General features: G+C 62.2%; 15 protein-coding genes. 10 read left to right on the forward strand and 5 right to left on the reverse strand.

The genetic code is table 11. From position 1 onward, the window contains the following. Positions 1 to 80 precede the first annotated feature (80 nt). Positions 81 to 1,871, forward strand: a complete 1,791-nt coding sequence (locus AC3EC3_RS11515; protein ID WP_488489738.1) for an acyl-CoA dehydrogenase C-terminal domain-containing protein — start codon at positions 81 to 83, stop codon at positions 1,869 to 1,871. Positions 1,872 to 1,979: 108 nt separating this feature from the next. On the opposite strand, the gene AC3EC3_RS11520 is transcribed toward AC3EC3_RS11515, so the two are convergent. Both AC3EC3_RS11520 and AC3EC3_RS11525 read right to left on the reverse strand, forming a co-directional pair. Beyond that, positions 1,980 to 2,972 carry an autotransporter outer membrane beta-barrel domain-containing protein gene (locus tag AC3EC3_RS11520; protein WP_488489739.1) on the reverse strand — a complete coding sequence of 331 codons (993 nt, stop codon included), beginning with the start codon at positions 2,970 to 2,972 and terminating at the stop codon, positions 1,980 to 1,982. Next, complete coding sequence (locus AC3EC3_RS11525) at positions 2,969 to 5,170, reverse strand: ATP-binding protein (protein ID WP_488489740.1); 2,202 nt, start codon at positions 5,168 to 5,170, stop codon at positions 2,969 to 2,971. The genes AC3EC3_RS11520 and AC3EC3_RS11525 overlap by 4 nt, the downstream gene beginning before the upstream one ends. A 617-nt stretch (positions 5,171 to 5,787) precedes the next feature. Between AC3EC3_RS11525 and AC3EC3_RS11530 the strand changes: the two genes are divergently transcribed. Beyond that, the gene (locus AC3EC3_RS11530; protein WP_488489854.1) at positions 5,788 to 6,567 is read left to right on the forward strand and encodes a response regulator; all 780 of its coding nucleotides are present in this window, start codon (positions 5,788 to 5,790) and stop codon (positions 6,565 to 6,567) included. Between the two features lie 441 nt (positions 6,568 to 7,008). Continuing rightward, entirely contained in the window at positions 7,009 to 10,089 is a 3,081-nt protein-coding gene (locus tag AC3EC3_RS11535; RefSeq protein ID WP_488489741.1) for an autotransporter domain-containing protein, read from the forward strand. 104 nt (positions 10,090 to 10,193) lie between these two features. On the opposite strand, the gene galE is transcribed toward AC3EC3_RS11535, so the two are convergent. After that, on the reverse strand, positions 10,194 to 11,210 hold the full coding sequence (galE, locus tag AC3EC3_RS11540; protein WP_488489855.1) for a UDP-glucose 4-epimerase GalE: 1,017 nt from the start codon (positions 11,208 to 11,210) through the stop codon (positions 10,194 to 10,196). A 176-nt stretch (positions 11,211 to 11,386) separates the two neighbouring features. Here galE and AC3EC3_RS11545 point away from each other — a divergent pair, with 176 nt between their 5' ends. Together AC3EC3_RS11545 and AC3EC3_RS11550 are read left to right on the forward strand one after the other, a co-directional pair. Beyond that, entirely contained in the window at positions 11,387 to 12,418 is a 1,032-nt protein-coding gene (locus AC3EC3_RS11545) for an NAD-dependent epimerase/dehydratase family protein (protein ID WP_488489742.1), read from the forward strand. A 78-nt stretch (positions 12,419 to 12,496) separates the two neighbouring features. Beyond that, a complete protein-coding gene (locus AC3EC3_RS11550) occupies positions 12,497 to 13,807 on the forward strand; it encodes a UDP-glucose dehydrogenase family protein (RefSeq protein ID WP_488489743.1) in 1,311 nt (436 codons plus the stop codon). On the opposite strand, the gene AC3EC3_RS11555 is transcribed toward AC3EC3_RS11550, so the two are convergent. Further along, positions 13,783 to 14,637, reverse strand: a complete 855-nt coding sequence (locus tag AC3EC3_RS11555) for a PDZ domain-containing protein (protein ID WP_488489856.1) — start codon at positions 14,635 to 14,637, stop codon at positions 13,783 to 13,785. The two genes, AC3EC3_RS11550 and AC3EC3_RS11555, sit on opposite strands and share 25 nt — an antisense overlap. 218 nt (positions 14,638 to 14,855) lie before the next feature. Here AC3EC3_RS11555 and AC3EC3_RS11560 point away from each other — a divergent pair, with 218 nt between their 5' ends. The 5 genes from AC3EC3_RS11560 (at position 14,856) to AC3EC3_RS11580 (ending at position 20,391) form a co-directional block, all read left to right on the forward strand. After that, positions 14,856 to 15,104, forward strand: a complete 249-nt coding sequence (locus tag AC3EC3_RS11560) for a hypothetical protein (protein WP_488489744.1) — start codon at positions 14,856 to 14,858, stop codon at positions 15,102 to 15,104. 242 nt (positions 15,105 to 15,346) lie between these two features. Beyond that, complete coding sequence (locus AC3EC3_RS11565) at positions 15,347 to 16,714, forward strand: hypothetical protein (protein ID WP_488489745.1); 1,368 nt, start codon at positions 15,347 to 15,349, stop codon at positions 16,712 to 16,714. Between the two features lie 60 nt (positions 16,715 to 16,774). Continuing rightward, a complete protein-coding gene (locus tag AC3EC3_RS11570; protein ID WP_488489746.1) occupies positions 16,775 to 18,046 on the forward strand; it encodes a nucleotide sugar dehydrogenase in 1,272 nt (423 codons plus the stop codon). A 145-nt stretch (positions 18,047 to 18,191) separates the two neighbouring features. Continuing rightward, positions 18,192 to 19,496, forward strand: a complete 1,305-nt coding sequence (locus tag AC3EC3_RS11575) for an oligosaccharide flippase family protein (RefSeq protein WP_488489747.1) — start codon at positions 18,192 to 18,194, stop codon at positions 19,494 to 19,496. After that, positions 19,489 to 20,391: a glycosyltransferase family 32 protein gene (locus tag AC3EC3_RS11580; RefSeq protein ID WP_488489748.1), complete on the forward strand. Its 903-nt coding sequence runs from the start codon at positions 19,489 to 19,491 to the stop codon at positions 20,389 to 20,391. Before AC3EC3_RS11575 ends, AC3EC3_RS11580 begins: the two co-directional genes overlap by 8 nt. A gap of 128 nt (positions 20,392 to 20,519) precedes the next feature. On the opposite strand, the gene metH is transcribed toward AC3EC3_RS11580, so the two are convergent. Then, the gene (gene metH / locus AC3EC3_RS11585; protein ID WP_488489749.1) at positions 20,520 to 23,162 is read right to left on the reverse strand and encodes a methionine synthase; all 2,643 of its coding nucleotides are present in this window, start codon (positions 23,160 to 23,162) and stop codon (positions 20,520 to 20,522) included. Positions 23,163 to 23,178: the final 16 nt, after the last annotated feature.

A 23,178-nucleotide genomic window follows, 5' to 3' on the forward strand; every position in this document is an offset into this window, starting at 1 on the left:
ATGCTGGTCGGCACCGGCCCTCAACCAAAGAAGCGCGCGCCGGATAGCGAGACGTGCGCCCGATCCGACGGAGAGTGAAAATGCAGGTCTATGAAGCCCCCTTGCGCGACATGAAGTTCGTGCTCCACGAGCTTCACGAAGACGACGGGTTCGGCGGTCTGGAGGCTCTGGAAGAGTTCAGCCCCGATCTGGTCGACGCGGTGCTCGAAGAGGCGGCCAAGGTCGCCAAGGACGTGCTCCTGCCGTTGAACCGCAGCGGCGATATCGAGGGCTGTACGCTGGAAAACGGCGTGGTGCGCACGCCCAAGGGCTTCAAGGAAGCCTATGACATGTTCCGCGAGGGCGGCTGGTGTGCGCTCGCCTCCGATCCCGAATGGGGCGGGCAGGGCCTGCCCGAGACGGTCAACAAGATGACCGAGGAGATGATCTGCTCGACCAACCTCTCGTTCTCGCTCTATCCCGGCCTGACCCACGGCGCGACCACCGCGATCGAGGGCTATGCCAGTGACGAACTGAAGCAGGCTTACCTGCCCAAGATGGTCGAGGGTACGTGGTCGGGCACGATGTGCCTTACCGAACCGCATTGCGGCACCGACCTCGGCATGCTGCGCACCAAGGCCGAATCGCAGGGCGATGGCTCGTTCAAGGTTTCGGGTTCCAAGATCTTCATCTCGGCGGGCGAGCATGACCTGACCGAGAACATCATCCACCTCGTGCTCGCGCGGCTTCCCGATGCGCCCGAAGGCGTGAAGGGGATCAGCCTGCTGCTGGTGCCCAAGTACCTGCCGAAAGAGGACGGTACGCCGGGCGCTGCGAATGGGGTGTCGGTCGCCGCGATCGAGCACAAGATGGGGCTCAAGGGCTCGGCCACCTGCCAGCTTAACTTCGATGGTTCCACCGGCTGGCTGGTCGGCAAGCCGCACAAGGGCATGGAGGCGATGTTCACGATGATGAACACCGAGCGAGTCTCGGTGGGCGTACAGGGCCTTGGCGTTGGTGAAGCAGCCTATCAGGCGGCGGTGTGGTATGCCAAGGATCGCCTGCAGGGGCGCTCACTCTCCGGCGTGAAGAACCCCAAGGGCCCGGCAGACCCGATCATTGTCCACCCCGACGTGCGCCGCATGCTGATGACGATGCGCGCCTACAACGAAGGTTGTCGCGCGATCACCGGCTGGGTCGCTCGCGCGCTCGATGCGCAGAAGCACGCCACGGACCCGGCGGTGAAGCAGAACGCGGAAGACTTTATCGCGCTGATGACCCCAGTGGTGAAGGCGCTGTTCACCGACCTCGGCTTCGAGAGCGCGAACCTTGCGGTGCAGGTTTACGGCGGCCACGGCTACATCGCCGAGAGCGGGGTGGAGCAATATGCCCGCGATGCCCGGATCGCGATGATCTACGAAGGCACCAACGGCATCCAGGCGCTCGATCTGGTCGGCCGCAAGCTGCCCGCGCACATGGGGCGCTATCTGCGCGCGTTCTTCCATCCGGTTGCCGCCTTCATCGAGGCGCATAAGGATGACGAGGGGACCGGGCCTCTGTTCAAGGCGCTTGAGCAGGCGTTCGGGGCGCTTCAGCTCTCGACCGGAACGATCGCACAGAAGGGCCTCAAAGACCCCGAAGAAGCGGGGGCTGCGGCGACCGACTACCTGCGCCTGATGGGGCTTGTCGCGATGGGCCACTGCTTTGCCAAGTCGGTGGTGCTGGCCCGCGCGAAGCTGGAGGAAGGCAGTGCAGAGGCCGGTTTCTACAAGGCCAAGATCACGACGGCGCAGTTCTTCTTCGACCGTATCCTGCCGCAGGCGACTGCGGCGTTCCTCGCGATCAAGTCCGGCAAGGCCTCGATGATGGCGCTCGACGTGGAAGCCTTTTGACACCAAAGCCCGATGAGCTTGAATCATCGGGCTTTGGTTAAGCCCGTGTGGCGCTTGAACATTCCCAAGGCGTGATGCGTCAGCATCTCAGCGCCTTGGCATGGCGGTTTAGAAGGCGCGGCGCAAAGTGATCCCGGCGCTCGTCGTGGCGCCGGACTTGGCCTCGAAACTGCGGGTTGCGAACAGGTCCAGATAGAGCCTGTGCGTCACCTGCAGATTCGTGCTGGCACCCACTTCGAACCAGCTGTCGGCGATATGGTTGCTGGAAATCATCGTCGCGAAGCTGGTGGCGTTGGCATATTCGGTGGAGGAATAGCGGATATCGGAGACGGCATTGCTGCTCCAGGCCCGCGTTACCGAAAGACCGACATAGTTCTCGGCGTGGTTGCCGAAAGCGCGATCGAGGCGAAGGGTGCCCGAGGCCGACCAGGTCGGCTCGTCGGTTTCCGCGTCGATGAGCCCGGAGTAATCGGGCGCGGGGCGAAGCAGTTTGCCGTGCGCGTAGGAGCCGGTGACGGTGGCCGTCAGATACCAGAGCTTGGCGAAGGGTATGATCTTGCCGAAATCGGCGCCGAATGCCTCGTAATCGCTGGACTTGGGACCTGTACTTTCCCGGCTGCCCAGTGAGCTGGAAATCCTGCCGTAGTCCTGAACGCCGAAACTGCCCCAGACATCGGTGACCCAGTTGTGGAAGTTCCCGCCAGCACCCAGAGTGCCGACATAATACGTGGAAGGCAGCGCGGTGTCCGATTGCACCAGCGTTCCGCGATAGCGCATGAACCCGGCCCGCACGTAGGCCTTGCCGACCTGACGGCTCAGCGAGAGCGTCTGCCATGAACCGTCCGGACCGTCATCGCGCTGGCTGATGCCGCCGGAGGCTTCTGCAGACCAGAGCGGTGTCGAGCCTTCGGCATTATCGGAAGCAGCAGGAACTTCAATCTGCCCATCGTCGTCCTTGGCGGGCGTCGTTGCCGCAGGCGCAGTGCCAGTCGCCGTTACCAAGGGCGTGCCATTCTCGCTCTGCTGGGCGCAGGCGAGGCCGGGGCACAGCAGAGTGCCTGCCGCCAGAAGGGCGAAACGCGGGACGTGCATTGCGGTCATGCAGCCTTGCGCAGGACCGGTTCCGCCGGACGACGACGGGTCTGTTCGTAGGATGCCGGCAGCGACAGCCGTGCCACGAACCCGTCGCTGGTGTGCTGGAATGTGACGTCCCCGCCGTGCGCTCTGGCGATCGAGCGACAGACGGCGAGGCCTAGCCCGGTCCCTTTCTGCCCGGATTTGCGCGCCGCTTCGCTGCGATAGAACGGCTCGAACGCGTGGTCGAATTCCTCTTCGGGAATGCCGGTGCCGTTGTCGATGATCTCGACCACGGCCTCGCCGTTGCGCAGGCTCGCGCGCACGCGAACCGGTGTTGCGCCGTACTTGATCGCATTTTCGAGCAGATTGCCGATCAGGCGCCGGATGCCGACGGGATCGACATCGACCGGTATGTGGGCATTGCGCTCCAGCTTGACGTCGCCGCCGACCAGTTGCGCATCGTCGACGCTGCGGCTGATCAGATCTGCGAAATCGAAACGTTCGCGTGGGCCGGGTGTCGAGGCGTCGCGGATGAAGGCAATGACCTGACTGATCATGGCTTCCATTTCGGTGACTTCCCGCAGCAGACCTTCGCGCTGCTCGTCCGGCACATCCTCGATCCGGAACCGCAGCCGGGTCAGCGGCGTGCGCAGGTCGTGGCTGATCGCGCCGACCATGGCGGTGCGATCGTCGACGAAGGAACGGACCCGGTTGCGCATCTGGTTGAAGGCGTTGGCCGCACGACCGATTTCGGCAGGCCCGGACAGCGGCAGGATCATCGCGGAAGGATCGCGTCCCAGTTGTTCGGCAGCGCGGGCAAATTCGCGCAAGGGCAGCACGATGCGGCGCACAAACATCCAGGCCAGCGGGCTGGTGATCAGCAGCGAGAGCGCGAACCACAGCATCACGCGCTTCTGCCAGGCGTTGGGGAACGGTTCCGCGCGTGGCGCAACCGCGATCCAGCGGCCGTCGGGCTGACGGGCGGCAGCGATGAAATCGCCTTCGATGAATGGCGGCGAGGCGAAGGCGAACAGGCTCTCGTTCGAGCGACGGAACGGGATCGGCTGCGGTGTGCCCGCCACGGTGGCATCGAAAGCGGCTTGGCGCGCCAGCGCGGCGCTGCGCTCGACAGAGACAGGATTGAGATCGTCGATCAGCCCGGCAGCCTGGGCCGGGGCGCTGCTTGCCATGGCGATTGGCGTGCGCACGGCTGGACGACGGGTCATATCCGCGCTGCCATCGGCATCGTCACCCGCTTTTGCCGCAGGGCTGTCGATTACGAGCGGCCCTGACAGCCCGGCCGGGCGCGCGGCGTTCAGTGGTGCGGACACGAAGCCCGGGTTGTGAGCCGGCCCCATGCCCTGAGCGCCGACTTCGCCGCCGATGCCGTTACCGATCAGGGCCGTCGCAGGGTTCTGTCCAAAATTGGGGATCTGCTGATAGCCGTGATCGGTCACACTGGAACTGCCAGTGACAAGCGTGCTTTCCGGGCTGGTGCCGGTGAAGCCATTGCCGGGCGTGCGGGAGGGCATGGTGCCGTCCGGGTTCCGGGTTCCGGTCGGCTGGGCGCCGGGGGTAACGCCACCGCCGCCGGGAAGATGATTGCCGGGAAGGTGTCCGCCGGGGAAGCGCCCGCCGGGCATGCCACCGCCGGGCAATCGTCCGCCCGGCAGGCGACCGCCGGGAAACTGGCCGCCGGGGAAGCGCATCGGACTGGCGCTTTGCCCGATGCTGGGCGGTCCGCCGGGGATGGATTGGGCGTGGGCGACCTCGATCAGCAGCGAGGAAAGGCCCAGCCAATGCGGAATGGCCGGACCCGCCGGCGTATTGTCGGCGAAATCGGACAGTGGCGAGCGGGCTTTGGCCGGGACTGCGACACCGCCGACAGGCAGCTGGGTATAAAACGCCAGCACCACGTTACGACGGTCAACGCCGAGCCGTTTGGCAAGTACATCGCGCGAGGATTCGGACACCAGCCATCCCTCGCCGCTTACATCGGGCGGCCCGGCCATGGTCTTGCGTTCAAGCCTGTCGGCCAGTTGCCGGTTGGTAAGCGCATCGACGACCTCGTCGATGCTCCAGCGCGCGGTCGGACTCGGCGGAAGCATCACCGTGAGGGCCAGCGTTACCAGCTGTGCGGCGATGAGCGCGCAGACAAGCATCGCGATCATCTGCACCGCCAGGGGCAGACCCTTCAGGCGCGTGGTGGAAGGAGACTTCATGCGCGCTCCCATGCCACGATTCGGCGTCGAAAACGAGCGGTTGCGCAAGGTGTGTTTCGATCTCGGGCGTTTTGCGAAGCGGGCACAGGAGAGAGGGACACATCCCTCCTGAGCCCGCTCCGCGTCCCCGCCTGCCCGAAAGCGGTGCGGGAACGGTCACCTCGTAAAACCTTCAGGTCAGACCCGAACGTCGCAGCTGACGGCGCGATTCGTTTCGGGCTGACGGCCTGGAGCGGCATCTAGCCGATCCTTGTTGCAATTCCGAGGCCGTTGGAAAGCAGGGCGGGTGCGACAACAATTCCTGCTAAGCCAACGGCCCCGGGGCCGGCAGGGGTCTTGGCGGCAACCCCGGTGCCGGCGGTCTTGCCCATTTTACAGAATGCCGAATCGTGCGGTATCTCGACGGGGGGCGCCGAAGTTGGTGCACGAAACATTCTGTATAACGGGCCAAGCCTTGCCTGACTGTTCATGCTGTTCTGAGTGCAGGGGGCAGTTTGCTGACCGATTTCAGGTCGGTTTCACACTGTTGCATGACTGTCGCGAGCTGTATCAATCGCTGAAATGCCGCTGGCACGCAGCCTTTCTATCTTCGGGCAATGAGCCTAGAAAATCCCGTGATGGACATGCAGACCCGAATCCTGATCGTCGATGACGACGAAGGTATCCGTTCGCTCATCGGCGAGTTTCTTGCCAAGCACGGGTACGACACCGTAACCGCCGCAGATCCGCCGGCCATGCGCGAGCATCTCGCGCAGGGGCGTTTCGATCTGATCGTGCTCGACGTGATGATGCCGCGTGAAGATGGCTTGACCGCGCTTCGCCAGTTGGGGCCTGACGCGCCGCCGGTCATCATGCTGAGCGCGGTCGGAAGCGACGTCGATCGTATCGTCGGCCTGGAGATGGGGGCGGACGATTATCTCGCCAAGCCCTGCAATCCGCGCGAGCTTCTGGCGCGCATCCGGACTGTTCTGCGTCGTCGCGAGACCGGCGCGCCATTGCTCCATCTCGTTGCCGACAATACGATTTCCGCTTCGCCGCGCTCAGGCGATAACGAGATCCACTCCGGCGAATGCCTCTATTTCGCGGGTTGGCGGATGGACCTTGGCCTACGCCTGCTGTTCGATCCGGCGAACCGGCTTATCTCGCTGTCGGACGGTGAGTTCCGTTTGCTGCGCGCCTTTGCCGAGCATCCGCGCCGGGTGCTGACCCGCGACCAGTTACTCGACTGGTCGCGTGGGGAGGACAGCGAGCACTACGATCGCGCGATCGATGTGCAGCTCAGTCGCCTTCGTCGCAAGCTGTCGGATGGCGAGGGTGGTCAGGACATCATCCGCACCGTCCGCAACGAAGGGTATCTCTTCGTTCCTTCGGCATCGACCGAGCCGCAGCCGCGGTGATTCGATAATAATTGCAACAAATGGCCTGCCCGGTGGAAATTCGGGTGGGCCTTTTGGCGTCTTTCGGCCTCTCGCAAACCTTTGCGATGGAGTGGACGTCGCTCTATTTCACCAAATTGTCGCGATTTGTAGCAGTCGCCGTCGGGGCGGTAACAATGCGATGAACTGGTGAAATTTTCCGGCAAATGCCCATGGCCAAACCCCTTCCACCTTGCGGCTTTCCGCCGTGAGAACGGGGAGGGTTTACCCAATGTACGGCTGTTCGATCGGCAGCGTCGCCATGACTGACATTGTCAGATGGCGAAGCGATCCCGAAGGGCTCCGGCATACCAGGGGACCATCCTGTCATCCGACGCTTGGGTCATCGCGACACTGAGCCTTTCGTCAGATACCATGGGGGTGCTGCGGCGTACCCCTGTTGCCAGACAGTAGAAAGCCAATATGCCCTCTCTCAAGACATCCTCGAGCCTCGGTGCGATGGTGCTGGCTCTTGCCGCCCATCCGGCGCTGGCGGCGACCAAGATCAGCGGTGATTCCACCACCGCGCAGACCACCTCGAGCACCGGCGATCTCACCGTCGCCGATTCCGGCACGCTGACCGTCAAGAGCGGCGCCGCCGTCACGGTAGACAGCAACAACGCCGTCACCAACAACGGCACCATTACGGGCGGCACCGGTGACAGCGCCAGCGCGATCTACGTGAACGCAGGCACCACCTCGACGATCAGCAACGCCGGCACGATTTCGGTTCTCGAGACGTACAACCCTGATTCGACGACGACGAACGTGACAGCCTCGGCTAGCGATCGCTACGGAATTTATGTTGCCTCGGGTGCTACCAGCGCCGGATCGATTTCGAACTCGGGTACGATCTCTGTCGACGGCAACGATTCGGGCGGCATCGTGCTTGCTGGCGACTACACCGGCGATGTGACCCAGACCGAAGACGGCTCGATCAAGGTTCTCGGTAACAACAGTGTCGGTATTTCAACCCAGGCGGTGGATGGCAACGTTGACATCGCTGGTGCCATCACAGCCATCGGGGAGGGAACCAGCGCCGTTGCGATCAACGGCGACGTGACCGGTAGCGTGACGCTCGAAGGCACGCTCACCAAGAGCTACAGCTACACCGACGATGCAGGTTCGACGGTTGTTCTGGGCCGTGAAGCACTGAATGCCGGGACGCCTGCCGTCTCGATTGCCGGTAGCGTTGATGGCGGCATCTACATTCCCGATGGCGATGACACCGACGATAACGGCAACGCCGGTTCGATCGTCAACTACGGCAACGGCGCGGCGCTGCTGATCGGCGGGACCAGCGATACTACCATCGGCGGCGTGGTGAGCGACACCGGCACCTACTCGCTGGCGATCGACGGCACTGTCTCCAGCAGCTCGTACTACTCGCAGACCGACGCCTATGGCGTGGTCATCGGCGGTCAGGGCGGCAATGTCACGCTGACCGACGGTATCGGCGTCTCGGGCACGCTCACGGCCTCGACCGTGGACAGCAGTTCGACCGCGCTGCTCATCAACTCGGGGTCGACGGTGACCTCGCTTTACAACGAGGGCACGATCTCGGCTGCGGTCTCGGCTGGCGGCGAAGGTTCGGCAACCGCGATCCAGGATCTGTCAGGCACGCTGACGACGATCAACAACACCGGCTATATCGGGGCGACCGGCACCTCGGGCGATACGCTGACGGCGATTGACTTGTCCGCCAACACCACCGGCGTCACGATCAATCAGTACCTCAACTCCACCGATGCCGCCACCAAAGCCAGCAACGAGGCCGATGGCACGACCGACACGACGGTCTACGCCAGCATCGTCGGCGATATCCATACCGGTTCGGGCGATGACACGATCAACGAAGAGACCGGCCTGATCAATGGCGATACCTACTTCGGTACCGGCAGCGACACGCTGAATGTCTCCAGCGACGCCGAATACGAAGGCGATGTCTACTTCGGCGGCACCGGCACGGCGAACCTCTCCGATACCGCCACGTACACCGGCACGATGGACTTTGCGGGCAACACCGGCACCGTCAACATTTCGGACAGCGCCAAGTACACCGGTAGCTTCTCCAATGCCGGAAATCTCACGGTCAACGTCGATGGCGGCAGCCTGATTTCGGATGCCGCCGGTACGGTGAGCTTCAACACGCTGAACGTCACCAACGGCGGTACGCTGGCGGTGTATGTCGATGGCGATACCGGAACGAGTTCGACTTATTCGGTGACCAACGCCAACCTGGGCGACGGAACGCTGATCTCGGCCAATATTTCGAGCCTGGCCAATGCGGAAGGCACCTATACGGTGCTGACGGCGGACAACCTGACGACCACCGGTACGCTCAGCTCCAGCGTGCCGTATATCTTCGACGGCACGGTCGCGGTCGACGGCAACAGCGTGGACCTGACGATTTCGCGCAAGACCGCATCGGAACTGGGCCTCACCAGTTCGCAGGCTTCGGCCTGGGATGCGATCTATTCGACCGCGCAGAACGACGACAACATGACGAGCAGCCTGCTTGACGTCGAGGACCAGGCGACGCTGCGCAAGCAGGTGGCCTCGATGCTGCCGGATCATGCAGGCGGTATCTTCGATGCCGTGACGCAGGGCACGCGACTCGTCTCGCGCCCTGTGGGCGAGGACACCAACCGCTTCAGCATCAGCGATGTCGGCGGGTGGCTGCAGCCGGTCTACTGGCGTGACAGCAAGAGTGCGACGGGCACCGCCAGTTACAAGGACAGCGGCTGGGGCATCACCCTCGGGCTCGAGAAGAAGACCAAGCTGGGCTACTTCGGCGTGTCCTATGCTTACCTGAGCAGCACGGTGAAGGATAACGGCGGGTCGCAGAAGCTCGACCTTGGCCAGAACGACTTCGGTGCCTTCTGGCGCTACGACAAGGGGCCGCTGCTGGCTTACGCGCGGATTGGCGCCTCGAAGGTTTCGGTCGATTCGACCCGTACCTACACCGGCACCATCGACGGCACGGACTTCACCGAGAGCGCGGACGGCAAGTGGGGCGGCTGGCTCTACTCCGGCCTGCTCGGCGCAACCTATCGCGCCAAGGTTTCGACCCGCTTCAGCCTGAAGCCCAAGGTCGAACTGGAGCAGTTCTACCTCAAGGAGCGTGGCTACACCGAAACCGGCGATTACGACGCGCTCAACCTGACCGTCGATGGCCGCACCAGCAAGTCGACCACCGCGACCACCACGGTCACGGCTTCCTACTCGCTGGGCAAGATCTCCGAAGACTGGCGCCCGCTGACCTTCGAATTCGAAGGTGGTCGCCGTTCGGTGCTCTCGGGCTCGCTGGGTGACACGACGGCGAACTTCGAGGACGGCGATCCGTTCACGATCCAGGCCGATAGCCTGAAGGGTGCCTGGATCGGCGAAGCACGCATGCTGGCCGGTGGCTACGACTTCACCTGGCAGCTGGCGCTGCGTACCGAACAGAGTTCGGACTATTCGGACTACTCGCTGCGCGCGGGTCTTTCGATCGCCTTCTGATCATAACGGTCCGCCCTCCAAGGGCAGATCTGCGGAACGGAAAAAAAGAAGGGGCTCTCCGGCACAGTGGAGGGCCCCTTTTTGGCATTTGCAGCCTTCAGATGTCAGGCCTGCTCCGCAACCGGCTGAAGCATGGTCAATTTGCGCTCCCATGTCAGCGCGTGGCCGATCATCGTGTCGAGATCGGCATAACGGGGTGCCCATGGCAAAGTCGCGAGAATCCGGGAGTTGTCGGAAATCAGGCATCCCGGATCGCCTGCCCGGCGGCCTTCCAGGCGGCGGTCGATTTTCGTATTCGTCGCGCGATCGACCGCATCGAGCACTTCGAGCACGGAGAAGCCTCGCCCGTAGCCGCAGTTCAGGGTCAGCGAGCGCGTCGGCTGCGCGATCAGCGCTTCGAGAGCAAGAACATGCGCGGCGGCGAGGTCCGAGACATGGATATAGTCGCGCACTCCGGTGCCGTCTGGCGTGTCGAAATCGGTCCCGAACACGCCGACATGCTGCCGTTTGCCGAGTGCGGCTTCGACAGCGACCTTGATCAGGTGGGTCGCTCCGGCGGTCGACTGGCCTACGCGTCCCTGGGGGTCGGCGCCGGCGACGTTGAAATAGCGCAGCGCGCAGTAATTGAAGGCAGCGGCGCGGGACACATCGCCGAGCATGATTTCGGTCATCAGCTTCGACATGCCATAAGGGTTGATCGGAAGCTGCGGTGTGTCTTCGGTGACGGCGGCGACCGATGGCGTTCCATAAGTGGCGGCCGTCGAGCTGAAGATGAAGTGCGGGACCGATGCCGCAACGCATGCAGCGATCAGGGTGCGGCTCCGGGCCGTGTTGTTGTGGTAGTATTTCAACGGGTCGGACACCGATTCCGGGACAACCACGGATCCTGCGAAGTGCATCACTGCACCAACACGCTGTTCGGCAAATATCCGTGCCAGCAACGCAGTGTCCTCGATGTTTCCCTCGTAGAACGGCACGTCGTGCGGCACCGCGAAGCGGAAGCCCGTCACCAGATTGTCGATCACGCACACCGGCCAACCGGCATCCTGCAGCGCGAGCACGGCATGGCTGCCGATATAGCCCGCGCCGCCGGTCACGAGTACGGTAGGTTTGCTGGTCATCATATGTCCTCGTCCATCGCCCGAGCCCGATAGTTCAGGGATATGGGCTGGCCTGCCTCGCCTCAAGCCTGTAGCGCGAACAGGTTAGATTTTCGTAAGCCCGCCTTCATGAATGATCGCTAAAGGCGGGCGCAAGCGGCCCCTGTTTCAGGAGTCCACAAGAATAAGGTGCCAAGGTGACGACAGTTTCCGATCTCTCTTCGAAAGGCAGGATTCTGGTGACGGGTGCTGCCGGGTTCATCGGCGCCGCTGTCTCCGAGGCGCTTGTCGCGCGGGGACAGGCCGTCATCGGCATCGACAATCTCAACGAATACTATCCGGTTGCGCTCAAGCATGCGCGTCTGAAGCGGCTGGAAGAGCAGGCGGGGACCGCGTTCTGCTTCAGGCATATCGACTTCTCCGACATGGCCGCCTTGAACGCGGGGCTGGAGGGCGAGGATTTTGCGTCGGTCATCCATCTGGGAGCACAGGCGGGCGTGCGCTATTCGCTTGAGAATCCTCAGGCCTATGTCGCCTCCAACCTGGCGGGCCATGTCAACATGCTCGAACTCGCACGGGCGCGGCAGGTCGGGCACATGGTCTATGCCAGTTCCAGTTCGGTCTATGGCGGCAATGTGAAGCAGCCCTTCGCGGTGGAGGATCGCACCGACCATCCCGTCTCGCTCTATGCCGCGACCAAGCGAGCCGACGAGCTGATGAGCGAGACTTATGCCCATCTGTTCCGCATCCCGTTGACCGGGCTGCGTTTCTTCACGGTCTACGGGCCCTGGGGACGGCCTGACATGGCGCTCTGGAAGTTCACCGAGCGGATGCTCGCCGGGCGCCCGATCGAGGTCTACAATCATGGCCGGATGCACAGGGACTTCACCTATATCGACGATATTGTCGCCGGAGTCCTTGCCTGCCTCGACCGCCCGCCGCTCGATGACGGTGCGGTGAAGCCCGGGGGGTCTTCGAAACCGCATGCGGTCTACAACATCGGCAACAACCGCCCGGAAGAACTGCTTCGCGTGATTTCCGTGCTGGAAGAGGCCTGCGGGGTGAAAGCGAACATGCAGATGCTGCCGATGCAGCCCGGCGATGTGCCCGCAACCTATGCCGATATCGACGCGCTTGTGCGGGACACCGGCTATTCGCCGCGGACTTCTGTCGAGGTTGGAATTCCGCGCTTCGTCGATTGGTATCGCGCCTATCATGCGCGCGACTGATAGCCGCGCTGTACGCATTTTGCCTTCGACGCCCGCCGGGTGTAGGGGGCGCATGAAACCTGAAATCAAGGTGTTTGCATGAAGATTGCCATGGTGGGGTCGGGCTATGTCGGCCTCGTATCCGGAGCCTGTTTCGCCGACTTCGGTCACGATGTCGTCTGTATCGACAAGGACCAGTCGAAGATCGATCGCCTGCACGATGGGGTGATGCCGATCTACGAGCCGGGGCTCGCCGCGCTGGTCGGCAGCAACGTGCAGGCGGGCCGCCTTTCGTTCACTACCGATCTTGCCGAGGGCATTCGCGGCGCAGATGCGATCTTCATCGCAGTCGGCACGCCTTCGCGCCGCGGTGACGGCCACGCCGACCTCTCGTTCGTCTACGCGGTCGCGCGCGAGGTGGGCGAGGCGCTCGAAGGCGATGCGGTCGTGGTCACGAAGTCGACCGTGCCGGTCGGCACCGGCGACGAGGTTGAGCGGATCCTGCGAGACAGCGGCACCCCGCACCGCGTGGCGGTCGTCTCCAATCCCGAATTTCTGCGCGAAGGCGCCGCGATCGGCGATTTCAAGCGTCCCGATCGTATCGTCCTCGGCGTCGAGGACGATTTCGGGCGCGAGGTGATGCAGGAAGTCTATCGGCCGCTGTTCCTCAACGAATCGCCGATCCTGTTCGTCTCGCGCCGTTCCGCCGAACTCATCAAGTACGCCGCGAACGCCTTCCTCGCGACCAAGATCACTTTCATCAACGAGATGGCGGACTTGTGCGAGAAGGTCGGCGGCAACGTCCAGGACGTGGCGCGCGGGATCGGGCTCGATGGCCGTATTGGCTCGAAGTTCCTGCACGCCGGGCCGGGCTATGGCGGCTCGTGCTTCCCCAAGGACACGCTGGCCCTGCTCAAGACCGCCGAGGACTATGACAGTCCGGTGCGTATCGTCGAGGCGGTCGTGAAGGTCAACGAAAGTCGCAAGCGGGCGATGGGGCGCAAGGTCATCGAGGCGCTCGGCGGCCCAGAGGCGGCGCGCGGCAAGCGCGTGGCGCTGCTGGGGCTGACGTTCAAGCCCAACACCGACGATATGCGGGATTCGCCTGCCATCGCGGTCGCACAGACGCTGGAAGATGCCGGTGTCGCCGTTGCGGCCTACGACCCCGAGGGCATGGAGCAGGCGCGGCCGCTGATGCCGGGTGTGGAGATGCACAAGGGCACTTACGAGGCGATCGAAGGAGCCGATGCGGTGGTGATCGCCACCGAGTGGGATGCGTTCCGCGCGCTCGACTTCCAGCGCGTGCGTCAACTCGCCAAGGCGCCGGTGCTGGTGGATCTGCGCAACATCTACAAGCCCGACGCGGTTCGTGCGCTTGGCTTCAGCTATTCGTCGGTCGGGCGCGAATAACCGATCTGCGCTGCCGGCAGTGTTCCGTCCGCATAGCGCGAGAGGGGGCACTGTACGGCAGGCAGCGCTGCGTGCATCCGGGTGATGCGGTCCTTGACCGACCCATGCGTTGGGTCAGAGAAGATCCAGCCCAACGGGCGCTTGCGAAAGCGCACCCAGAACTGCAGCCCGCGCTCCACATCGTAACCGGCACACTTGGCCAGCGCCATTCCCAGAAGATCGGCCTGTTCTTCCTGCTGACGGATCGCCGTGACGTTATGCAGGTCGCGATGGTGGTCAATCACATGCCCGAACTCGTGTCCCAGCAGGAGGGCGAGTTCATCGTCGTTGTGCATCCCGGCAATGGTGTCGGTCCCGATGGCGACATTGCGGGCATCGCTCTGAAGGTCGAGGCCGCCCGTTGTTTCGACAATGGCCTTGCCTGCGCAGGCCCGCTGTGCCGTGACTTTCAGGTCCCGTGTCCCGGTGCCGCGAATGACGGAAATTGAAATGCTATGCCCTTCAGGAATCTTGGAAAACTGGTCAAGTAATGCATCGGATAACAGAGCGGGGTCAGGGATGTTCGCCTTGATCTTGGCGATCGGAACGCCATCTATCGCTGCGATGTCATCGCCGATCTGCATTCCTGCGCGTGCAGCTGGACTATCGGGGGCAACGGATACCACTTGTGGCATCTCGCCCATATGGACAGTTGCGTATAGTTGTTTCCAGAGCTTGCTCTGGTAAGCCTCGCGGTTATCTGTTGATATACCTATATCTGTGGAAGTACGCGTGCATAATCCAGCGGCCTGATTTTTAAGTTTCCAGCTTATAACGTTAACTCTATTCATGTATTCATGAATTAGTATTGGCCATGGGTGTTGTTCTGTGTTGTTGGCATATGCGCGATTTTCGGCTGGCGCGGTGATTAATGCCAATGTAATGATAAATTTTATGGACGATGATTTCACTTTGGAACCGTCGCATTATTTGTTGCGTTGCGTTGTGCGGTGCAGTATATATATTGCTCCGGAATACGTCCAGCATTGGGTACTAATGGAGGCGCCCCATGAAATTTGGTAAGATTCTCACCTCGGTTGCTGCAGTTGGCCTGGTTGCCGCTCCGGCGATCGCACAGGCCGGCACCAAGGCTTCGTCGGCCATGCCGGTTCGTGCCTCGGCCTCGGTCAAGGGCAGCCACAAGGCAAGCGGCGGCACGTTCGTGCTCGCTGGTCTTGGTGTCGCTGCGGCGGCTGGCGGTATCTATGCCGCCACCAAGAGCCACCACCATGACAACAAGTCGGACGGCGCTCAGTAAGGCTCCTTAGCCTTCTGTTTGCCGACCGATAACGGTTGGAATAGCCTCGGTTGCTTTGAGTGGCCGAGGCTATTTTTTTGCGCATGCCACTTGCAGTACAGTCGGCCGCATCGCCGCAAAGCGAGTAACGGACCTTTCGCTTCCCCGAAATTGTTGCGCCTGTGGAGTGCAAACGTCTCGCCTAGCTGTTAGGCGTTTTCCATTAAGGCTCGCGCGACGGGCTTTTGCTGATGAGGTGCCTTGTGCCGTCCAATCCCATTCCCGTTCCGGGCGCCGGCACAGTTCCGCTGCAGCCGAGGCGTCGCGCCGATATCGGTCCGCGTGGAAGGCCTGGCGGTGCGGTTCAGGCAGCGGTCGCACAGCCCCAGCTGACTTATCTGGCAATTACGATTGCCGTTTCGCTGCTTCCGCCACAATTCGCGCTGAATCTGGGAGCGGTGTTGCCGCTGTACCGCTTCTTCCTGCTGGCCGCGATCCCTTGGCTGGCCTTTGATCTCGTAAAGGGGCGTGCCCCTGTACGAAATGTCGACTTGCTGATCCTGGCCCTGTGTGGCTGGATTTTCTTGTCGGTCGCCGTTGTCCAGGGGCTCGATCATGCGGTGAACTCGGGCGGATCCATGGCAGTGGACATTGGCGTCGCTTATTGTCTGGCAGCGTGGAATATCCGCAGCCTCCGAGATGTGAGGCGTTTGCTGGTGATGATCGCCATCCCGTATTTCCTCGCGACGGTGTTCATGCCGCTGGAATCGGTTACGCGGCATTACATTGTGCAGCCATTGGCGGTTAAGGTCGCCGGCAATGCGCAAATGAACATCGATACGTATGACTCTCCAGACAAGCTCATGCGCTTCGGACTTCTGCGTGCAATGGGGCCGTGGGCTCACCCGATTCTGGCCGGTCTGATCCTCAGCAGCCTGCTGCCTTTCGCCTGGCGCGGGTCCATGCGCGGATGGCCTCGTACGATGCTGATGGTGAGTGGCCTGTTCTCGCTGTTTTCGATCAGTTCTTCGGCATTCTTCGCGTTGTTCGTCCAGGCTGTCTTGATGATATACGACCGGCTCGTCCGCAAGGTGCCGCAGTTGAGTTGGTCCAAGTTTTTCTGGGCCGCGATCATTTTTGCGATCGCCGCCGAAGTGGGGACCAAGCGCGGGCTCTGGGGTATGCTGCAGATGGCGGCGCTCAACGGCGGAAGCGCCTACTATCGCACCCTGATCTGGCGGTATGGCTCTGCCAGCGTCGTCAACCACCCCTGGTTCGGCGTCGCCTGGGGGCCTTGGCAGCACGAGTCGTGGATGACCGATTCCATCGACAACTATTGGTTGAACGTTGCAGTGCAGTTCGGTTTTCCTGCGGTCGTTTTCGCTCTGGCCGTGCCGGTTGCCACGATCGTCTCGCTGATCCGGTCTGCCCGTAGCGAGCGGGGGCCGGATCGCGATCTGGTCGTGGCTGCGGCAATCAGCCTTGCGGTGCTGGTGTTCGGGCTTATCAGCGTGTCTGTCTGGCTGAACGCGCAGGTCTGGCTGTCCGTGCTCATGGGGGTGTGCGCCGCAATTGCCCGTATTGCCAAGGGCCGCCGCCCGGTACGTCGGCCTGTGCCTGGCAATCGATAGATCGTCCGCGCTGCGTGCGCAGGACATTCCAGTATCAGCCGTTCAAAGAGGGGAACCACATTGAAGATTGTCATTTTCGGGATCGGGTATGTCGGACTGACGTCAGCGGCCTGTCTGATCAACGATGGGCACGATGTGACCGGTATCGATATCAGCGCCAGCAAGGTCGCTCAGGTCAATGCGGGTAAAAGCCCGATCTTCGAGCCCGGCCTTGAAGAGCTGTTGGCAAAGGGGGTCACCGAAGGTCGTCTGCGCGCCAGCCAGGAGGTTGGCGATCACTTGCGCGATGCGGATATCGCCATCGTGTGCGTCGGTACGCCCAGCGCGGTCGATGGCTCCCATAACATGGGTTTCATCGCCGAGGTCTCCCGGCAGATCGCAGTCGCAGTCGCGCCGCTGGACCGGGCAGGAAACCCGCTTACGGTCATGTACCGTTCGACAATGCGCCCCGGTTCTATCGACCGGCTGATCGCGCCGATCTTCCGCAACTTCCTCGGCGGCGACGAAGGTGTGGTGGAACTGGTCTACAATCCCGAGTTCCTGCGGGAATCGACTGCCATCAAGGATTATTACGCCCCCCCCAAGATCGTGGTGGGAACCCGCGACGGGACGCTGAGCGCGAATGTAGCGCGTCTCTATGCCGGTATCGATGCGCCGACGTTCGTCGTCGGTTATCGGGAGGCCGAAATCACCAAGTTCGTCGACAACACGTTCCATGCGCTGAAAGTGGCCTTCGCCAACGAACTGGGCCGCATCTGCGATGCCGAGGGCGTAAGCGCTGCGCAGGTCCATGAAATCTTCGTGGCGGATACGAAGCTCAACATTTCGCCGTACTATCTTCGTCCGGGCGGCGCCTTTGGTGGTTCCTGCCTGCCCAAGGACGTTCGCGCGCTCACGTACCTCTCGAACGAGGCCGGGGCGCAGACCTTCGTCGTTGATGCAATCATGCGGTCCAACGAAGCGCACAAGCTGTTCATTTTCGAACGGTCGATCAATGGACTGGCCCCGGGCGCGAAAGTGCTGCTCAACGGCCTGGCTTTCAAGAAGAACAGCGATGATCTGCGGGAAAGCCCGAATGTCGATCTGGCTCGCCGCCTTCTGAATGCGGGCTACGATCTGAAGATCTGGGATCCGCAGATCAAGCCGGACGCGCTGACCGGGCAAAACCTGGGTTACAGCTTCGCGCACCTGCCGGAGATGGATAGCCTGATGGTGTGGGACAAGGCGGAACTGGCGTCTGCCGGGTTCGCAAGAGTCATCGATGCCCGCGGCAATGCCGCAGATCTGGGTCTTGCCGATGTCGACACCCTCAAGGTTCACGACTTTTATTGAGCTGGCAGCATCGGCGCGCGCGGAATGTTCGTCCGAGGCGTGCCGGCGCTGGAACCTCCCGATCGTGACCGTGCAGGCACGGTAACGGCGGTTGGCGGATGATGACGGCAGGCTGGGGAGTTTCTGCGAGGATGCAGGGCATTTCATGAAAAAGCATCTGCAGAATTTCTCTTACATGTTTTTCGTGCAGGTTGCGAATTATGCGTTTCCGCTTGTCACGATCCCACTTGTTTCGCGCATATTCGGGCCGTCCAATATTGGCTTGATCAATTACGTCGCAGCGATAGTCAGCTATTTCGCTTTGGCGGTGAACTATAGCTTCAATTATACCGGTGTGCGCCGCCTGGCGAAGGGGGAGGCGGATGCCGAGAAGGTTTTCTCGGCCATATTCATGTCGCAGGTTTACATCTTTTCGCTGTGTCTCGTGATTTTCGCGGCGATGACCTGGATGTTCGACGATCTCCGGAACAACATGGGGCTGGCCTGGGCAACCTTCCTGACCTGCCTGGCCATGCTGTTCAATCAGGTCTGGTTCCTGCAGGCAAAAGGCGATTTCAGGACGATTGCCCTGATCTCCTTTGCGGCCAAGGCTGCCACTTTTGCGCTGATCCTGTTGGTCATCAGGGCGCCCAAAGATGTCGTTACCTATGTCCTGATTCTCAATGGGGCGGCCGTCGTCTCCGGGCTGTTCGGCCTTATCGTCGTCTTGCGCAAATACCGGATAAGATTGGCGATCCCTCCTGCCTCCGAGTGCCTGAAGATGATCGGCGAGGACAAGATCCTGTTTTTCTCCGCCGTATCGACTAGCCTGTACACCTCGGGAGGGATCGTGCTTCTGGGCGCTTTTTCCGGGGTCCAGGAGATCGGCTATTACTCCTCGGCGCAAAAACTGATCGACGTCATCCGCACTGTGGCGCTTAATCCGTTCTTCCAGATCCTGTTTCCGATCCTTTCGGCAAGCGTGAGCCGGGATCGCGAGGGTGCTTTGAAGGTCATCAGGCTGTACATGCCGGTTTTCGTTCTTTTCAGCATCGGCCTGCTGATCGGCATGCTGCTGTTCGGGAAACTGATGATTTCGGTCATTTTCGGTCAGGCGTTTCTCCCTGCGTTGCCGACCTTCCTCGTCCTGTCTTTCGGCTTGATCGCGGTCTTCTACGGCTTGCTGGTCGGTGGGCAGGTCATGCTCAATCTGGGGTATGACAGGGCCTTCCTGAATATCCAGATCGTGGTGTCGGTCGTGAGCCTGATCGCGAACTATTTCGTGCTGCCACGCGGCGGTGGCATGACCACGGCTATCGTGTGGTCCACTGCGGAAATCGTGATGTCGCTCTCGCAGGTTATCTTCCTCAAGCGGGCGGGTGTCACGCTGTTCGAGCGGGATGCATTCCGCCTTGCGTCCCTGCGCAGGTTGCCCGGCCGGCTGCTGCACAAAGGGGAGAGCCATGCTTAGGCGGTTTGCAAAACTGGCCGATGCGCTGGCGATCTTTGCCGAAAAGGAGGGGACGCTACCCGTCCCGCAATGGCTGGAGATCAATCCAGCCTGCGCGATGCCGGAAGAGGGGTATCTCGTCCCCAAGACGATCTGGATGTACTGGGACAGCTTGGAAGTTCCCGAACTCGTCGAGGTGTGCCGACGGCGGGTGCAGGAACTATGCCCCGATTATCGTCTGCATTTTCTGAACGCGCAGACCTTGGGAGACTATATCACGCTGCCAGAGGTTCGCGTGGATCTTCCCAAGGCGAACTATGCCGACCTCGTCAGGTTTGCGCTGCTGGCGCAATACGGAGGTTTCTGGCTCGATGCCAGCGTACTGCTGCTTACGGATCTGGACTGGATCGTCTCGCGGATGCGGGGGCAGGAGGCGTTTCTGTTCTATTCCGATGAATGCACGCAGGATCTGTCGCGCCCGATCTCCGAAAACTGGATGATCGCGGCCCCCCGGCACAGCCCGTTCATGCAGGAGTGGCTGGAGGAGTATTCCCGCTGCCTGGCATCGGAGGATCCCAAGCGCTACTACAGCACTCTCGATAACTACGAATACCACGTACAGAATTTGACAAAGCCGGAATATTTGCTGCCGTATGTGTCGGCCATCGTTGTGCTGAACAGGCGCAAATGCAATATTCTGTACGTTTCTTCGGCGTCGTCCGGGCACTACTTCAATTACAAGTACCGCTGGAACGATCTGAAGATCGCGCTGCGCCTTCTGGTCAGGCCTCGGCTCGATACCGATTCCCTGCGGCTCATAAAATTCAACTCCACTGTCAGAAAGGCCAGTGAGTGGCTGATCGCCAGGCGCCTGTTTCGTCGGAACAGTGAGGTCGGACAGTACCTGCGCCGCTGAGCCTGCTCTGTGCTGTGGGCAGATTCGACAGGTCGCCCCGGTGTGCGCCGGGGCCATCGGCCTGATCGGGCCTGTTCGCGAACGGGCCGAAAGCCTCCTGTGGATGCAGGAGGCGTATTCAACAAAGCTCAATCCAGGTTCGGACGGAGCCAGCGTTCGGCAACTTTCAGGTCCATCCCGCGACGTGTCGCATAGTCTTCCAGCTGGTCGCGGCCGATGCGCGCAACGCCGAAGTACTGGCTGTCCGGGTGGCCGAAGTAGAAGCCCGAGACCGCCGAGGTCGGCAGCATCGCCTGGCTTTCGGTCAGGGTGATCCCGGCGTTATCCTGCGCCTTCAGCAGATCGAACAGGATGGGTTTCAGCGAGTGATCCGGGCAGGCCGGATAACCGGGGGCGGGACGGATGCCGCGATATTCCTCGCGGATCAGCGCCTCGTTGGTGAACTGCTCGTCGGGTGCATAGCCCCACAGCCTGGTGCGCACATGTTGGTGCAGCTTCTCGGCAAAGGCCTCGGCGAAGCGGTCGGCCAGTGCCTTGAGCAGGATGTCCGAATAGTCGTCGTGCGCGGCCTTGAAGCGTGCGATGTGTTCATCGATGCCGTGGATGCCCACCGCGAAGCCGCCCAGCCAGTCGTTGCCTGCCGGATCGATGAAGTCGGTGAGGCAGAAGTTGGCGCGGCCCCGGCTCTTCTTGAACTGCTGGCGCAGGAAGGGCAGGCGGACCTCGCCGAGTTGGCCGTCTTCCAGCACCACATCGTCGCCCTCGGCACGGGCGGGCCAGAAGGCGCAGACGCCCTTGGCGGTCAGCCACTTTTCGGCAACGATCTTGTCCAGCATCGCCAGCGCATCGGCATGGAGGCTGCGCGCGCTCTCGCCCACCACCTCGTCATCGAGGATCGCCGGGTAATTGCCTGCCAGCTCCCACGAGCGGAAGAACGGCGTCCAGTCGAAGGTCTCGATCAGGTCCGTGAGGCTCCAGTCCTCGAAGACGTGAAGGCCGGGCGCGAGCGGCGCAGCGGGCTTGAGCGCGAAGTCCGCCGGGAACCTGTTCGCGCGCGCTTCGGCAATGGGGAGCAGGTCGCTCTGACCCTTGCCCTCACGGGCGATACGGACCTTCTCGTATTCGTCGGCCACGCTCGCCTTGAAGCCTTCGGCCTGCGTGTCGGACAGCAGCTGCGAGGCTACGCCCACCGCGCGGCTGGCATCGAGAACGTGGACCACCGGGCCTTCGTAGGCCGGATCGATGCGCAGCGCGGTGTGGACCTTCGAGGTCGTCGCGCCGCCGATCAGCAGCGGAATGCTCATCCCGGCGCGCTGCATTTCCTCGCCCACCGTCACCATCTCGTCGAGCGAGGGGGTGATGAGGCCGGAAAGGCCGATGATGTCGGCATCGTGCTCGACCGCCGATTCGAGGATTTTGCTCCACGGCACCATGACGCCAAGGTCGATCACCTCGTAGCCGTTGCACTGGAGCACGACGCCGACGATGTTCTTGCCGATATCGTGGACGTCGCCCTTCACGGTCGCCATGATGATCCGGCCCTTGGCCTTGGTCTTGGCGTCCTTTTCCGCTTCGATGAAGGGGATCAGGTGGGCGACGGCCTTCTTCATGACGCGGGCGGACTTGACCACCTGCGGCAGGAACATCTTGCCCGAACCGAACAGGTCGCCGACCACGTTCATGCCGCCCATCAGCGGGCCTTCGATCACCTCGATCGGGCGACCGCCGGCAGCAGCGATGGCGGCGCGGGCCTCTTCGGTATCCTCGACCACATAGGCATCGATCCCGCGCACCAGCGCATGCTCGATGCGCTTGGTCACGTCCCAGCCGCGCCATTCCTCGGCGGCCTTTTCGGCGACGACATCCTTGCCCTTGTAGCTTTCGGCCAGCTCGATCAGACGCTCGGTAGAGGTCTTGCCGTCCTCGCCCACACCGGGGCGGCGCATCATGATGACGTCTTCGCACGCCTCGCGCAAAGCCGGATCGATCTGGTCATAGACGTCGAGTTGCCCTGCGTTGACGATCGACATGTCGAGGCCCGCAGGGATCGCGTGATACAGGAACACCGAGTGCATTGCGCGGCGCACCGTCTCGTTGCCGCGGAAGCTGAACGAGAGGTTCGACAGGCCGCCCGAGAAGTGGACGTGCGGGCAGCGCGCGCGGATTTCGGCGACAGCCTCGATGAAGTCCAGCCCGTAGCGATCATGCTCCTCGATGCCGGTGGCGACCGCGAAGACGTTGGGATCGAAGATGATGTCCTCGGGCGGGAAGCCGATGCCGACGAGCAGCTTGTAGGCGCGCTCGCAGATCTCGATCTTGCGCTCCTTGGTGTCGGCCTGCCCGGTCTCGTCGAAGGCCATCACCACCACGGCGGCGCCGTAGTCCATGCAAAGGCGGGCATGGTGGAGGAAGGCTTCCTCGCCTTCCTTCATCGAGATCGAGTTGACGATCGGCTTGCCTGACACGCACTTGAGGCCCGCCTCAATGACCTCCCACTTCGAGCTGTCGACCATCACCGGCACCCGCGCGATGTCGGGCTCGGCGGCGAGCAGCTTGAGGTAGGTGGTCATCGCCACAACGGCGTCGAGCAGGCCCTCGTCCATGTTGACGTCGATCACCTGCGCGCCGTTCTCGACCTGCTGGCGGGCGACCTCGATGGCGGCGGGATAGTCGCCTGCCATGACCAGCTTCTTGAACTTGGCCGAGCCGGTGACGTTGGTGCGCTCGCCGATGTTGACGAAACGGGCGCCGGAAGAAGAAGGATTGGTCATGGTCGGTCCAGAATAA

This window comes from Novosphingobium sp. BAM6, assembly GCF_057784955.1.